This window comes from Rothia sp. 11273D007AR, assembly GCF_053547255.1.
In genome coordinates this window covers 52,916-67,801 of sequence record NZ_JBPPWJ010000013.1, presented here as the reverse complement: position 1 = coordinate 67,801, position 14,886 = coordinate 52,916, and the positions used below count along the sequence as shown (strand labels likewise).

Below are 14,886 nucleotides of genomic sequence, written 5' to 3'. Positions count from 1 at the left end.
TTTACCAATCACCTCAGCCCCGACCGGGTTGAGCGGAAGGAACCTAATGAGCACTCCCCACCATTCCGGTAATCACCATGGTGATCACCCCGCTCCGGAAACAGACCACACCCACCACCCGGATTATGCCAGCCACGAGCACCACGCAGATGCTGACACCCATGGCCAGGCGATGCCTCACGATCACCCGCACTCCGTCCTGGACGAAGACCACCACGTTCATGGTCACGGCGAACACGCCGGGCACAGTACCGCAATGTTTCGGGACCGCTTCTGGTGGTCACTGATTCTGTCCATTCCCGTCGTTATTTTCAGCCCCATGGTCGCCCACCTGCTCGGCTACCACCTCCCGGCATTCCCCGGATCCACCTGGATCCCCCCGGTACTGGGCACGATTATCTTCGTCTACGGCGGAACGCCTTTCCTCAAGGGCGGATGGACGGAACTGAAATCCCGCCAACCCGGGATGATGCTCCTGATTGCCATGGCCATCACCGTGGCGTTTGTCGCCTCCTGGGTCACCACTCTGGGGCTGGGCGGTTTTGACATGGACTTCTGGTGGGAGCTGGCCCTGCTGGTGACCATCATGCTGCTGGGCCACTGGCTGGAGATGCGCGCTCTCGGGGCCGCGTCCTCCGCGCTTGACGCGCTGGCTGCCCTGCTGCCGGATGAGGCCGAGAAAGTCATCGACGGGACCACCCGCACCGTGGCCATCTCCGAGCTGGTCGTCGACGACGTCGTGCTGGTGAGGGCCGGTGCCCGGGTGCCGGCCGACGGAACCATCCTCGACGGAGCCGCCGAATTCGATGAGGCGATGATCACCGGCGAATCCCGCCCCGTCTTCCGCGACACCGGTGACAAGGTGGTTGCCGGTACCGTGGCCACCGACAACTCCGTCCGCATCCGTGTGGAGGCTACCGGCGGGGACACCACCCTGGCCGGGATCCAACGCATGGTTGCCGACGCCCAGGAGTCCTCCTCCCGGGCCCAGGCCCTGGCGGATCGGGCGGCGGCATTGTTGTTCTGGTTCGCGCTGATCTCCGCTCTGATCACCGCGGTGGTGTGGACCATCATCGGCAGCCCGGACGATGCCGTGGTGCGCACGGTCACGGTGCTGGTCATCGCCTGTCCGCACGCCCTGGGCCTGGCGATTCCGCTGGTCATTGCGATCTCCAGCGAGCGGGCCGCGAAATCTGGGGTGCTCATCAAGGACCGGATGGCGCTCGAGCGGATGCGCACCATCGACGTGGTGCTCTTCGACAAAACCGGCACCCTGACCGAGGGTGCGCACGCGGTCACCGGTGTCGCGGCAGCTGTCGGCGTTACCGAGGGCGAGCTGCTGGCCCTGGCCGCCGCCGCGGAGGCCGACAGCGAGCACCCCGTGGCCCGCGCCATCGTGGCGGCCGCGGCCACCCATCCCGAGGCCTCCCGTCGGCAAATCCGTGCAACTGGTTTCAGCGCCGCCTCCGGCCGGGGGGTCCGAGCCACTGTCGATGGCGCTGAGATTCGCGTGGGCGGGCCGAACATGCTGCGCGAGTTCAACCTCACCGCCCCGGCCGAACTCACCGACACCACCAGCGCCTGGACCGGGCGCGGGGCCGGTGTGCTCCATATTGTCCGCGACGGTCAGATCATCGGCGCGGTGGCCGTCGAGGACAAGATCCGCCCCGAATCCCGCGCCGCCGTGCAAGCCCTGCAGGACCGCGGGGTGAAGGTCGCGATGATCACCGGTGACGCGCAGCAGGTGGCCCAGGCAGTTGGCCAGGACCTGGGGATCGATGAGGTCTTCGCCGAGGTCCTGCCCCAGGACAAGGACACCAAGGTCACCCAGTTACAGGAGCGTGGCCTGAGCGTGGCCATGGTCGGCGACGGTGTCAACGACGCCCCGGCCCTGGCCCGCGCCGAGGTCGGCATCGCCATCGGGGCCGGCACGGATGTGGCGATGGAATCCGCCGGAGTGGTCCTGGCCAGTGACGATCCCCGGGCAGTGTTGTCAATGATTGAGCTCTCGCGGGCCAGCTACCGCAAGATGATCCAGAACCTGATCTGGGCCTCTGGCTACAACATCCTCGCCGTGCCGCTGGCCGCCGGAGTGCTCGCCTCGATCGGGTTCGTGCTGTCCCCGGCCGTGGGCGCGATCTTGATGTCTGCCTCGACCATCGTGGTGGCCCTGAACGCCCAGCTGTTGCGCCGGATTGATCTGGACCCGGCCCACCTGGCTCCCACCAGTCCGAAGGAGGAACACACCACGCCTACTCCGGCATCCACTGCCGTCCACTGATTCACCACTTCTCTCCACTGCCCCATATGACGCTGAAAGGCTCCACCATGAAGCGCACCCTTGTTCTTTCCACTCTCGCCGTGGCCTCCACCCTGGCGCTGGCCGCCTGCGGTGAGGCCACCGACGCCACCACCGACGCCACCACCTCTGCCACCAGCACTGCAACGACTACACCTGAGACGACTGAGACCACCACGGCGACGACTGAGGCGGACGGGGAGATTTCCGCCGATCACAACGACGCGGACATCATGTTTGCCCAGATGATGATCCCCCATCACCAGCAGGCCGTGGAGATGAGTGAGATGCTCCTGGCCAAGGAGGGTATCCCCGCCCAGGTCGTGGAGTTTGCCCAGGGGGTTATTGACGCCCAGGGACCGGAGATTGACCGGATGAACGCCATGCTCGAGGCCTGGGACCAGCAGCCGGTCACCGACTCTGGTGGCATGGATCATGGCAAGATGGGTGGCATAGATCACGGCGAGATGGGCGGCATGAGCGGGATGATGAGCCAGGAGGACATGATAGCCCTTGAGGAAGCCCAAGGCACCGAGGCTGCCCGCCTCTACCTGGAGCAGATGACCGCCCACCACGAAGGTGCGGTCGACATGGCCCGTGACGAGGTTGCTGACGGCCAGAATCCCCATGCAGTCACCCTGGCCGAACAAGTTATCAGCGACCAGGAGGCCGAGATCGCCCAGATGCAGCAGATGCTCACTGACCTATGACAGGTGCCCGTCTTTTTCTGATCCCGAGGACAGGAATCTGAAAAAGAGGGATAACCGTGACGATTGCCACCTGCTGCGGGCGATGGGTCGTTGTCACCGCAGCAGGTGCACCGGGGTGGATGTTTCTTCTCCCTCTGGTCGCACCACTGAGGAAAGGGGTAAGCTCCTGTGTCCAGACTCTTGGAGGACTAGGACTATAAAGAAGAATCCGCGTCTTTGATTCTTCGGTAGAGCGTCGCACGGGACATCCCCATATCCTTGGCAACTTGGGTTGCAGGTTCGCTGGCTTGGATGAGTTTGAATGCGGTGCGGATTTGGGATTCGGCGAAGGTGGAGCGTCGGCCACCGGGGTCGCCGCCGGTGGTGCGGCGTTTGGTGACGGAGTCGGTGATGCGTTCGCGTTTGATCTCTAGTTCCATTTGGGCCAGGGCTGCCATGACGGTGAAGACCATGGCGCCCATGGGTGTTTTAGTATCCACATCACCACCACCCAGGTTGAGCACGCGCAATCCGATATTTCGTTCGCGTAGTTCCTCGGCCAGTTCGAGCATTTTCTGGGTGGAGCGCCCGAGCCGACCCAAAGTGGTGATCACGAACTTGTCACCCGGATGCAGTGCGGTCAGTGCTTTATCCAAGCCGGGTCGTTTGGCCAGTGCGCCGGAGAGACTATGGTCGGTGTAGAGGTCATCGCGCCGTAGGGAGGCATGATGCCTAAGACATGGACAAGTGGCCCTGTTTCTGAATTTGAACTAGCTGTTGCAGGGGAGGTAAAGGCCTAGATGGGAAGACGTGGACTAAGTGCCCGTCAACTGGCAGACAAAATAGGCATGGCCCACTCTGCTTTGTCAAAGAGACTTCGAGGAGTAAGCGCGTTTACCATCAACGACTTAGGTGTGATTGCGGCACATATGGGAATCACCCTCGAACAGCTTCTTGGTCCTGTAGTTGATGTACCTCTCACCGGTGAAGATACAGAAAACCCCGCCCCGGCATCGCCGGAACGGGGTGAATCTGATGAAGATGTGCGCCCTGTGGGGCTCGAACCCACGACCCACGGATTAAAAGTCCGATGCTCTACCAACTGAGCTAAAGGCGCATCCACTGAGTAAACTCAGCGCCTTCCACTATACACCCCGTGACGCAAAGCTCCAAAAACCCGGCCTCAACGGGCGTCCGCGCCGCCACCGTGCTCTAATAGCTGTGTGACCGCCCTACTGAACAGCCCCCTCACCCACTACGCCGCAGCCCTCCTGCTCTTCGTCGGCCTCACCGCGGCCCTGCTCGCTGCCCAAAAGATTCAGCTCCGCTGGTAGCCCTATATCGTTATCCTGCGGGCCTGCCTGCAACTCGCCGTCATCGCCCTGATGCTCACCAGCGTCATCACGCGCACCCGAGTTTTACCTCTCAGCGCATAGCCTTTCCCTCGTCCCGTAGCAGTTCTACACTGGTAGGCATGCCTTCTGACGCCCGCTTTCACCGCCCCGTCCGCCTCTCCACCGAAAAATTCGAACGCTACCAGGGTGCTGGCAGCCCAGAAGACCTAGCTGCCGCCGCCCAGGCGTCCGCCCGTGCCCTGCTAGCCCGCGGACGCGCCAACGAAGACCCCTCCGTCACCAAGCGCCTGGTGCACTACACCGACGAGTTCGGTATCGAGGCCGTAGCTGAACTCTGGTCGCGGGCAGCCCCCGTGACCGTTGCCGGGGCCCTCTGGCGTATCTATGCCCTGCGCGGCGTCATTCGTGCTAACTCCCAGCTCATGAGCCACTACTACGAGCGCGGCATGCACTCCAGCTACCTGGCTCAGGCCCTGGCCGGGGTGCCCTCGCCACCTACCGCCGACGAAATCTGTGCCACCGTCGACGCTATTCTGGCAGGTGCCTACACCGGCGACTTCGACGTTGCCCTCAACCGCTTTGCGGCTTTCTGCCGCGTGCTGGCTTTGGGGCAGGACGACGTCGCCCTGGAGCTGAGGCACGGCCAGCGGGTCTCACCCCGGGGCGGGCACCCCGATGAGGTGACCGAGCTACACCGCCCCTCAGCCGAAGTGCGCGACGAGGCCGCTGCGCGGGCCGTCCGCCTGCGAACCGCTGCCCGCAGGCTCACCGGAACCGCACGCGAGCTCGAAGAAGCCGCCCTCAACTGGCGGGCTGGAACCCTGGACTAATATAGGCCCAATAGCAAAAACTCGGCCCCTCTTCGATCTGGAAGAGGGGCCGAGTCTTGTTTCAACAGGTCTTGCTAGAAACCTAGCTACAGGACCCAGATGAAGTTTTCACCACCGACCTTAGCGGGGAGAAACATTCTGGTCGAAACGGTAGAGGAAGGCAGCCATTGCATCACGGGCGATGGGGGTAACGGGACGGAAAGTACCGTCAGCCCAACCGGTGGTTACACCAGACTCAGCCAGCCAAGAAATTTCCTTGTAGAACTGGGTGTCGGGAGCAACGTCAGAGAACTGGCCACCCTGGGGTGCCACATATTCAGGCTCACCTGCGAAACGGTAGAAGAAGGCAGCCATAGCGTCACGGTTGACGGAATCATGGGGACGGAAGGTGCCATCTGCCCAACCGGTGCTGATACCAGAAGCGTGCATCCAGGCAATTTCCTTGTAGAACTGGTGGTCAGTAGCTACGTCCTTGAAGGGAGACTCGCTCGGAGCGGTGAACTGGGGGCTACCGGCCAAGCGGTAGAAGAAGGCAGCCATAGCGCCACGCTCTACATTATCTAGGGGCTTGAAGGTGCCGTCGGGGTAGCCGGTGGTGATACCGCGCTCAGCCAGCCAAGCGATTTCCTTGTAGAACTGATCGTCAGGGCTGACGTCCTTGAAACGGGGGTTCTGAATCTTTTCTTCCTGAACCAGTGATACGATTTCAGCCTTGCCGCCGTCTTCACCGGCTTTGACGCCACTCAGGTCGCCAGTACCGTTATGCATGTGCAGGAGCAGGGCCTGAGCATCCTTGACGTTGACGCTGCCACGGTTAACCGTGATATCAGCCTCGGGGGCGTCAATGAACAAACCGCTTGCGTCAGACGCAGTGCCTTCGAACCACAGGTTGGGGCTGTGGGGATTGAAGGAAACCCAGTCAGTTGCATCGGTATGGCGGCCGTTCTCGTACCAGGAGTAGGTGTCTACCTTGTAGCGCAGGTCGCCAGCGTTATCAGCGGTAATACCCATCTTGGATAGCTGTACAGGTAGGGCTAGGACGTTGCTGTCGAAGGTGTTGGTATCAACGCTACCGAAAGCCCCATTGATGGGCTGGTGGTCCAGGGCGGTCAGCTTACCATTGACATAGCCAACCAGGGTTGCAACGGGGTAGTCAAGACCAGCAACACGGTTAGTGTAGACGTAGTAGTCTGCGCGGTTATTGCCATCAACATCGAAAGCTACTTCAATGCTGGTGGGGTTAGTGAGGTTCTCCCAGTTGGACCAGGTGGAGACACCAATGCTCATCATGCCGTCCTTGGCAATATCTCCGCCAGCTGCCTTCAAGGCAGGAACGTTAGTAGAAGCACCGACGTACTGAAGGTCAACGCGCTGGCTGGTGACAGCACCCAGAGTAGAGGTCTTCTTGCGGTCAGAAACAGCACCGAGCTCGAAGGCGCCAACCAGGGACTTGTAACCGCCCTGATCAACAGGAGTGCCCTCAAGGTCGATGGTGCTCTTAAGGCTGTACTCTCCGAACTCGATGGTGCTTGCGGCAGCCTTCATATCTGATACCGGCTTGGGTGCAATCTGCAGGGGCAGACGCATCTCGTTGCCGTTTTCAGTCAGCAACAGGCGACCAGACTCGATGCTCAGGAACTGGCGGTCGTGGCCCAGCTGCTGGGCTGAGCTGGCCGATTCAAGCTTCTTTTCCAGCTTGGAGGGGTCAACGGTGACGGTAACAACGAAGGTGGTCTTTCCACCAGCCTCAACAGATACGGTCTTAGGAGCCGATACCTCAACACCGGGCAGGTCGGAGGAAGCAGCGAATGAAACCTCGTAGGTATGAGCCTTGTTGTCTGAGTTATCGACGGTGAGTTTGCGGGTAAAGGTCTGAACACCAGCATCGGGGAGAACTTCAATCACGCCGAAGCTTTCAGAGACCTGATCGGGGTGATCAGCGCTGTAGGTCAGAACCTTCTGGTTGACAGCCTTCAGGGCGTCAACACGGCCGGAGCCCACACGCTCTACAGAGTGGATAGCGCCGTCTTCAGTCGTCAGGTCATGAACAGCTGAGTTCATGATAGCGGCCTTGACCTGGGGAGCTGAGTAGCTCTGGTTGGCTTCATAGACCAGGGCTGCAATACCTGCGACATGGGGAGAAGCCATGGAGGTACCGGACATTACAGCCTTATCAGAGCCGCCAGCAACGGCAGCTGAGCCGATGCCGGTACCGGGGGCGGCAACGTCCGGCTTGGTGTAACCGACGGTGCCGTGAACACCACGGCCGGTTGAAGTATTGACCTGGTCAAAGAGACCGTGCTCAACCAGAACGGAGGAAATCCATTCGTTCTTCAGCTCAATCTTGACTTCTTCACCGGCATCGAGAGCAGCACGAACCTTTTCAGCATCCTGAGCAACCAGACGGATGCCAGGGATGGTTGAGTTACCTGCGATACCAATCGTCTCGTAATCCAGGTTGGAGGCAAGGATTACACCCTTACCGCCTGCCTTTTCAATGTTGTTGAAGCGGACAGCCGAGCCACAAGGGAAGGTTTCAAAGTTATCGGTCCAGTCAATGAAAACCCATTTACCGCCGAAGTCTGTGCCCTCGGGGTAGGCCTCACAACCGAAGGGGTTCTCGGGGGTGCTCTTGACGACCTCACCAATCAGCTGCTCAGGGGTAGCAGCTGAGTAATCGAAGCTGACAGAGTAGTCACCGCTGAGGTCACCGGCAAGACCTGCAGGGGAATGAGCCTTAGCCTTGTCGATAGCGGCGGTAGAACCGATGGAGTTAGCAACAGCCAGAGCTGAGCGGGCATTAGCCGGGTTACCGGAAATAGAGTAGGTATCGCCGTTGCCGTTAGCCGCACGGGAGTTGCCAGCTGCAGCGACAGAGAGGACACCCTGGCGGGTCAGGGCGTCAACAATGACGTTTTCGGGGTCGTCGGTAGCACCGTAGTCAGAGCCCAGGGACATGTTAACTACATCAACGCGGTCGTCATACTTACCGTCGTTGTTGGGGTCTAGGGCGCGGTCGAGGGCCTGGCCAGTGAGGTCGGTGGACCCTTCACAGCCAAAGACACGGAAGTCAACGATCTGGGCGCCCGGAGCTGAACCAGCACCGATCTTCATGCCCTTCATCTCTTCTTCGGTGATCTTGGTGTAATCGCCCTTGAAGGTGCTGCCGTCAGCGTTGACGGCGTAGCCCGCTGCGGTACCTGCAACGTGGGTACCGTGCCCTGCAAAGCGGCAGTCAAGCGGGTTATTATCAGGCTGAGGCAAGGCATCAGCAGCGTCGCTAGCTGAGTCGTAGTTGTCGCCGGCAAGGTCATAGCCACCGAGGTACTTTTCGGGGTCGTATAGGCCAGAGTCAGCGGCCGGCATATCGGTCATCTTGGAAGCCTTTTCGTAGGCTTCAGCGGTACCTGGGCCACCGAACTGGGTGTGGGTGTAGTCAACACCGGTGTCAATAATAGCGATCTTGACGCCCTTACCGGTGTAGCCGGTCTGCTGCCAGCTGGTGATGGCTTGGGTATCGATGACGGTGCCGGTATTGGACGGAGTCTTCGACACGATGGGGGAAATCATAACAACATCGCTGCGAGAAGCCAGTTCACGAATCTTCTCAGCGTCACCGCGAATTGCTACACCACGGACAGAGTTATGGGCGGTGTAGAGGACGCTTGCGCCAGTTTCAGCAGCCACTGCTCGCCCCTGACGCTCAACGGCCGCAGCAATGGCCTGAACTTCTGCCTGGGCATCGACAGGAGCCTGCTTACCTTGCAGGACGGCGGCAGGCTGGGTGCTCTCATAGGCACCCTTGCCTTTGAACTGGACAAATACGCTAACGGTACCCTCAGCCGCTTTCATGGAAGGAGTGAGCACCTGTTCATTCATGGTCTGAGTAGCACTTTGGAACAGGTCAGCATCGGTCAGAGAGTTAGCCGCAGGCAGGCCCATAGAGAGAGCCATACCGAGGCCAAGCAGGGAGGCCGCACCGCTGCGGGCTACCTTCTTGGGTGTGTATTTTTTCGTCATGGAAGGATTTCCTTTATCCAAGTGATCCGTTGTGGTGTATACCGCTAAATTTACGAGTGCTTCAACCATGACTCACATCACAACTGCTGGTCAATACCCAACCCGGATTTTGCTCGAAATTTTTATATAACTTGTCACAATATGAGATATCCATCTATGTCAACTCAAAGTCTCTTCAAGGAAACCATTTTCATACCCAGGGTTGACATCCCACTCCAACAGGAGAATGATGGATACCAAGATGTCAGGCTGCTAATAGGTAGCCCCGGGCTCCAAATCTTTAGCCGCTTCGAGCGGCCTTCCGCCGAGAGGCGCTCCCAGCCTGACATCGCTAAACTTCATATCGCGGTGCCGGGCTCCGCCTCTCTTTCCACGAGGCAGGTAGCTCGGCACTTGCGTCCGCACCGGGAATCTCACCGAGCTCTCCCCCGTTAACCTTGGCGCGGTACCATAAGCTCAGCACCTGCCCACCCGCCCACACCCAGGAGAGCTGGCCCATGCTCCAACGCATGTTCCCCCAAGAGAACACCTCGCTGACCGCCCTAGCCACACTCTCAGAGCAGGTTACAGGTGCTGCAGCCCTGCTCTCAGAAATGGTGGGCTCCCCCGAAGACCGCTACCCCGAGCTACTCGAGCGCACTCTCACCCACGAAGCTGCCACCCTCGACATGCTGCACACCACCATGACCGCTGTGCGCAGCTCCTTCTCAACTCCTATCCCCCGCGAAGACATCTACACCCTGGCTGTCTCACTCAACAACGTCGTTGAGAAGCTGACCTCAGCCGCCAACATTCTGCACCTCTACCACATCGTGCGGTTCTCACCCAAGGCAGCGACCCTGCTCGACCTCATCCAGCGCCAGGCAGTGCTGACCACCGAAATCATCCCCAAACTCAGCACCCTGCGCGACCTGGACGACTACTGGATTACTATGCTCCGCATCGCCAAGCAGGCCGTACGCATAGCTGAAGAATACGACGCCGACATTCAGGACCGCTACAAGCAGACCCGCTACCTGCAAACCACCCAGTTCGTGCGTAAGCTCATCGAGGCTTCCGAAGCTATGCGTACCGTTGCCACCGAAATCGGCCGCATTATCGTGCAGGAGTCCTAGTGACTCTTGCCCTCTTTACCCTCGGCTGCCTAGCACTGATTGCCTTTACCTTCGTCACCGGCTTTCGAGACGCCCCCAACGCCACCGCCATACCCGTGAAAACCAGGGCCCTCACCCCCAAAATCGCCCTACGCACCAGCGCCCTCTTTAACGCCGTCGGCATGGCCATGACCGGCATCATGCTAGGCTCAGTCACCACCCACTGGCTCACCGTCCCCCACAACAACACTGGCCTGGGTCTGGTACTCACCGCCCTCATCTCAGCGGTAGCCTGGGGCATTATCACCTGGTGGTTTCGCATCCCGTCCTCTTCTACCCACGCCCTCATCGGCGGACTAGCCGGAGCAGCATGGGCCGCACGCTCAACCGATCTAGGCAGCTTCAGCCCCTTCTCTGAGCCCCTTGCCACCTTCCTTTTCGTGCCCCTCGTGCTGGCCCCCATCGTCCTCTTCGTTCTGGCCTGGGCGGCAGTTTTCCCCTTCTACGGTCTGCTCCAACGCTCCTACCCCTCAACCGTCAACCGCTTCTCCCGCAGCGTCCTCTCCCTAGCCAACTCCCTCATCTCCCTCATCCACGGCATTCAAACCGGCCAACGAGCCGTCGTTATTTACGCCGTGCTTTTGCTTTCTGCCGGACTCGAAGTTCATCCCACCACCTACATCATCTCCGCCCTCTTCCTTGCCATGGTATTAGGTTTCGGCACAGCCCGAGGTAGCTCCCGCATCGGCTACACCTTCGCCCACCAAATGGTTAAAGTTGACCCCTTCCGCGGGGCCGTTGCACAAAGCTCAACCGCACTGGCCATGGTGCTCCTGCAGTTCTTCCTCAACACCCCGGTCTCGTCCTCCCATCTGGCAGCCTCCGCAGTACTCGGCTCAGGAGTCAACCAGCGCTTCGCCGCGGTACGCCACAAAATCGTGCTCCGTATCATCCTCACCTGGTTTATCACCATGCCAGCCTGTTTTCTGCTCGCCGCTGTTCTCTTCCTGGCACTCTCCCCCCTGCTGTAGCGCTCCTACCTGCTCCGGCGCGCTCTCGGCAAGAAAGCCACCTCTTCGATATATTGGGGACTAAGACTACGCACCGTCCACGTGAAAGAGCAGCATGCCTACAGTTTCAATCATTGTTCGCACAAAAGACCGCCCCATCTTCCTCCAGCGAGCCCTAGCTAACATCGCGGAACAAACATTTACCGATTATGTTGTTGCGGTAGTGAATGACGGTGGCAACCAACAAGCCGTAGAGCGCGTCATAGCCCAAGAACCCCGTATCAAAGAGCTGCTGACTATTCACAATGAAGAGTCACGAGGCATGGAGGCCGCCTCAAACCAAGGCATTCAAGCTACACAGTCCACCTACATCGCCATCCATGATGACGATGACCTATGGGAACCCACCTTCCTCGAAACAACCGTTCACCGCCTCGAAGAAACCGGGGAAAACATGGTAACGGTACGCACTGACGAATACTTTGAACGCATTACCGACAACGGAACATTCGAGTTCATCGACTCACGCCCTTTCTGGGCAATTCTTAAGGACATCACAGTTCAAGATTTGACCCGTATCAACCGCGCCGTTCCTATCTCAATCCTGCACCGCCGGTCCCTCCACGATGAACTTGGTTTCTATAATGAGAACCTACCCGTGGTAGGCGACTGGGAATTCAATCTACGCGTCGCGGCCCGATACCCCATTCTGTTTATCGACGAGCTACTTGCTCACTGGTCGCAACGCCCTGACCAGACAGAGGGTGCACTCGCTAATAGCGTTCATGCGGGCAAAGTTCTGCACGGAATCTACGACGGGCGTGTGCGGGCGCAGGCTATTCGTGATGATTTAGCAAACAACGGCCACCTCGGTTCCTACCTCTACCAGGCTCATCTCGCAAACCAGGTTGATGGCAGCGTGGGGCATAACATCGACCTCACCCACCGTGTTCTTGACGAGCTGAGGACGATTAGTGTCAAACTAGACCGTATAGAAGAAACCACTCGCACCACCTCAGAGCGGCTCGAACGCATCGAGCGGGCGTTGTCTCTCAAGTCTCGCCTCACACGCTTTGTGAAAGGAAACCGCTAATCATGCCTCGCATTCTTGTGCTCGCAGACCTAGGGCAGTCTGTGTACCACGTTGGCGACGAAGCTATGGGCATCGCAACCGCCGCTGAGCTCACCCGCCGCGGCTACGAAGTCTATATCGCTACCCGCTCTGTTGAGCACTCCCAGGCCTACATTGGTTCCGCTACTGGCTACATTAAAACCCTCGAATTCCCCTGGCCGCCTGCAGAGCGCGAAATTTTTTTGGGCGACCTCAAGGCCTACCTCGCCGGTGACAGTGCCCGCCCTGAAATAGCTGATTTTGTGCGCCAGGTTGCCGATATGGACGGCATCGTAATCGCCGGTGGCGGCAATATGAACTCAACCTACGGCTGGCTCCTATATGAGCGGGCAGCCTATGCACTCATCGCCCGTCAGCATGAGATTCCCCTGGTGATTTCTGGCCAGTCGGTGGGGCCGGTACTTACAGAGGCCGATGCCGATACCCTGCGTGACATGCTTTCTTCTGCCCAGCTTGTGGGTATGCGGGAAAAATCCTCCTATACCTGGGCTACCCAGCAGGGCGTTCAAGCCCACCTGATTGTGGATGACGCCACCTTCTACCAGCATCAGAAGCGCTCCCTACCGGGCCGTCCAGTCGTTGATCTGCCCGAACACTACATTTGCGCTACTTTCTCAGGTCTCGCCCCGGGGCAGGCCCGGGTCATCGGTCAGCTGCTTGACGATATGCACCGCGAATACGGCCTGCGCACCGTCTTCCTGCCCCACATGGGCGAGCCCCTGACCGACCAGGGCGATGTGGCGGTGCACGCCGAGATTGCCTCGCACATGTTCTCCAATCCCGTGCAGCTACCCATGGTGCACGCGGACGACGCCGTGCAGGTTCACCGCGGTGCCTTCATCGCGGTCTCTACCCGCTACCACCCCGGCGTCTTCTCCCTCTCAGCGGGTGTTCCCTTTGTGGCCCTGTTGCCCGATGCCTTCACCGATATGCGGGTGCGCGGCATGATGGAACAGTACGGGGCTGAAAACTACGCTATTCCCCTGGCTCTGCTCAACTCTGATGCCCCGGCTGAAGCCCTGCACGAGGTCATTCAGCTGCGCAATGAACTCTCTGAAACCCTGCTGGCGCGAGCCGAACAGCTCCGCGGTTTCTCCGCCAGCTGGTGGGACGCCGCCTCCCACGTCCTCCTGCACGGAGCAGAGCAGGCTGCCCCGGCCGTCCGCGAGCTGGGCAACACCCCCACCATCTTTACCGGCGAGTGGAACATAACCAATCTGCTAGTGCGCGACGATATTGCCGAGATTTCACTGGCGGCTGCCCGTGCCAGTGCAGAGACCGACCGGGCCCTCTCCTGGGACTACCAGCGTCTACTCCAGCGCGACCGGGCCCAGGCTCGTGCCGATGAGCTAGAGCGTCGTAACGCCGAGCTGGCTGACTCCCTCATTGAGGCCGAAGAAAACGCCACCCTGCGCGGCTGGATGCGCCGCAAGATGCGCGGCGAATAGCCACGCACCGGCAGACAAGATGCACCCCGGTGTAAGCCGGGGTGCCAGACTAAAAAGCCGCCCGACCTCGTCCTTTCCAGCAGCGAAAGGAGTTAGGGGCCGGGCGGCACACACATTCCCATGGTGTTCCCTCCCCCGCACAGCTACGGGTGAGGGAAGTTTTGTTATGCCCGCATAAAGCGGGCGATAGCGGGGCGCTAGGCTTAGCCGAAGCGACCTGAGACGTAGTCTTCGGTGGCCTTCTGGCTGGGGTTGTTGAAGATTTCCTGGGTGGGGGCGTACTCGATGAGCTTGCCTGGCTTGCCGGTGCCCGCGATGTTGAAGAAGGCGGTCTTGTCTGAGACGCGGGCTGCCTGCTGCATATTGTGGGTCACGATGACGACGGTGAAGTTTTCCTTGAGTTCGTTGATGAGGTCTTCAACGGCCAGGGTTGAGATGGGGTCGAGAGCGGAGCAGGGCTCGTCCATGAGGATCACGTCGGGCTTAACCGCGATGGAACGGGCGATGCACAGACGCTGCTGCTGACCACCGGAGAGGCCAGAACCGGGCTTGTCGAGGCGGTCCTTGACCTCGTTCCAGAGATTAGCGCCGCGCAGGGAGGATTCGACCAGCTCATCCGCGTCGGTCTTGGAGATTTTGCGGTTGTTGAGCTTCACACCCGCTAGCACGTTCTCGCGGATGGACATGGTGGGGAAGGGGTTGGGGCGCTGGAAGACCATACCGATCTGGGAGCGGACAACCACGGGGTCAACGCCCTTGCCGTAGAGGTTTTCGCCGTCGAGCAGCACTTTACCTTCAACGCGGGCACCGGGGATTACCTCGTGCATGCGGTTGAGGGTGCGCAGGAAGGTTGACTTGCCGCAACCTGAGGGGCCGATGAAGGCGGTGACGGTGCGGGGTTCAATTTCCATGGAGATGTCTTCTACCGCGAGGAAGTCGCCGTAGTACACGTTCAGGTTTTCAACGTCGATGCGCTTTGACATGGGGTTTCCTTTTTCTAAAAGTCTTG

9 protein-coding genes, 1 tRNA gene and 2 pseudogenes are annotated in these 14,886 nt (G+C 59.8%); 8 read left to right on the top strand and 4 right to left on the bottom strand.

The features are described 5' to 3' along the window. The first annotated feature begins 46 nt into the window (after nt 1-46). Together ACED88_RS08470 and ACED88_RS08465 are read left to right on the top strand one after the other, a co-directional pair. Nucleotides 47-2,281, top strand: a complete 2,235-nt coding sequence (locus tag ACED88_RS08470; protein ID WP_449109335.1) for a copper-translocating P-type ATPase — start codon at nt 47-49, stop codon at nt 2,279-2,281. 47 nt (nt 2,282-2,328) lie between these two features. Beyond that, the gene (locus ACED88_RS08465) at nt 2,329-3,009 is read left to right on the top strand and encodes a DUF305 domain-containing protein (protein WP_449109334.1); all 681 of its coding nucleotides are present in this window, start codon (nt 2,329-2,331) and stop codon (nt 3,007-3,009) included. 194 nt (nt 3,010-3,203) lie between these two features. Here ACED88_RS08465 and ACED88_RS08460 read toward each other — a convergent pair. After that, nucleotides 3,204-3,713, bottom strand: a pseudogene (locus tag ACED88_RS08460) (recombinase family protein); the annotation flags it as partial. Between the two features lie 75 nt (nt 3,714-3,788). On the opposite strand from ACED88_RS08460, the pseudogene ACED88_RS08455 reads away from it, so the two are divergent. Then, nucleotides 3,789-3,941 (top strand): annotated as a pseudogene (locus ACED88_RS08455) (helix-turn-helix domain-containing protein); the annotation flags it as partial. 91 nt (nt 3,942-4,032) lie between these two features. On the opposite strand, the gene ACED88_RS08450 reads toward ACED88_RS08455, so the two are convergent. Further along, nucleotides 4,033-4,105: transfer RNA gene (locus ACED88_RS08450), tRNA-Lys, on the bottom strand. Nucleotides 4,106-4,462: 357 nt separating this feature from the next. On the opposite strand from ACED88_RS08450, the gene ACED88_RS08445 reads away from it, so the two are divergent. Next, on the top strand, nt 4,463-5,173 hold the full coding sequence (locus tag ACED88_RS08445) for a hypothetical protein (protein WP_449107941.1): 711 nt from the start codon (nt 4,463-4,465) through the stop codon (nt 5,171-5,173). A gap of 120 nt (nt 5,174-5,293) precedes the next feature. Here ACED88_RS08445 and ACED88_RS08440 read toward each other — a convergent pair whose 3' ends face one another. Continuing rightward, the gene (locus ACED88_RS08440; protein ID WP_449109333.1) at nt 5,294-9,193 is read right to left on the bottom strand and encodes a S8 family serine peptidase; all 3,900 of its coding nucleotides are present in this window, start codon (nt 9,191-9,193) and stop codon (nt 5,294-5,296) included. A gap of 497 nt (nt 9,194-9,690) precedes the next feature. Here ACED88_RS08440 and ACED88_RS08435 point away from each other — a divergent pair, with 497 nt between their 5' ends. The 4 genes from ACED88_RS08435 to ACED88_RS08420 all read left to right on the top strand — a co-directional run bounded on the left by ACED88_RS08435 (nt 9,691) and on the right by ACED88_RS08420 (nt 13,877). Continuing rightward, nucleotides 9,691-10,308, top strand: a complete 618-nt coding sequence (locus ACED88_RS08435) for a DUF47 domain-containing protein (RefSeq protein WP_237196394.1) — start codon at nt 9,691-9,693, stop codon at nt 10,306-10,308. Continuing rightward, nucleotides 10,308-11,318, top strand: coding sequence for an anion permease (locus ACED88_RS08430; RefSeq protein WP_449109332.1), 1,011 nt, complete (start codon nt 10,308-10,310; stop codon nt 11,316-11,318). The genes ACED88_RS08435 and ACED88_RS08430 overlap by 1 nt, the downstream gene beginning before the upstream one ends. Before the next feature lie 94 nt (nt 11,319-11,412). Continuing rightward, entirely contained in the window at nt 11,413-12,390 is a 978-nt protein-coding gene (locus tag ACED88_RS08425; RefSeq protein ID WP_237207300.1) for a glycosyltransferase family 2 protein, read from the top strand. 2 nt (nt 12,391-12,392) lie between these two features. Beyond that, entirely contained in the window at nt 12,393-13,877 is a 1,485-nt protein-coding gene (locus ACED88_RS08420; RefSeq protein ID WP_449109331.1) for a polysaccharide pyruvyl transferase family protein, read from the top strand. A 203-nt stretch (nt 13,878-14,080) separates the two neighbouring features. Here the strand turns inward: ACED88_RS08420 and pstB are convergent, their stop codons facing one another. After that, nucleotides 14,081-14,860, bottom strand: a complete 780-nt coding sequence (pstB, locus tag ACED88_RS08415; protein ID WP_135011575.1) for a phosphate ABC transporter ATP-binding protein PstB — start codon at nt 14,858-14,860, stop codon at nt 14,081-14,083. Between the last annotated feature and the right edge of the window lie 26 nt (nt 14,861-14,886).

What these genes read in the sequence shown, in the direction of transcription:
- ACED88_RS08425 (WP_237207300.1), top strand. Translation starts at nt 11,413, where the DNA reads ATGCCTACAGTTTCAATCATTGTTCGCACAAAAGACCGCCCCATCTTC.
- ACED88_RS08420 (WP_449109331.1), top strand. Translation starts at nt 12,393, where the DNA reads ATGCCTCGCATTCTTGTGCTCGCAGACCTAGGGCAGTCTGTGTACCAC.
- ACED88_RS08445 (WP_449107941.1), top strand. Translation starts at nt 4,463, where the DNA reads ATGCCTTCTGACGCCCGCTTTCACCGCCCCGTCCGCCTCTCCACCGAA.
- pstB (WP_135011575.1), bottom strand. Translation starts at nt 14,860, where the DNA reads ATGTCAAAGCGCATCGACGTTGAAAACCTGAACGTGTACTACGGCGAC.
- ACED88_RS08470 (WP_449109335.1), top strand. Translation starts at nt 47, where the DNA reads ATGAGCACTCCCCACCATTCCGGTAATCACCATGGTGATCACCCCGCT.
- ACED88_RS08465 (WP_449109334.1), top strand. Translation starts at nt 2,329, where the DNA reads ATGAAGCGCACCCTTGTTCTTTCCACTCTCGCCGTGGCCTCCACCCTG.
- ACED88_RS08435 (WP_237196394.1), top strand. Translation starts at nt 9,691, where the DNA reads ATGCTCCAACGCATGTTCCCCCAAGAGAACACCTCGCTGACCGCCCTA.
- ACED88_RS08440 (WP_449109333.1), bottom strand. Translation starts at nt 9,193, where the DNA reads ATGACGAAAAAATACACACCCAAGAAGGTAGCCCGCAGCGGTGCGGCC.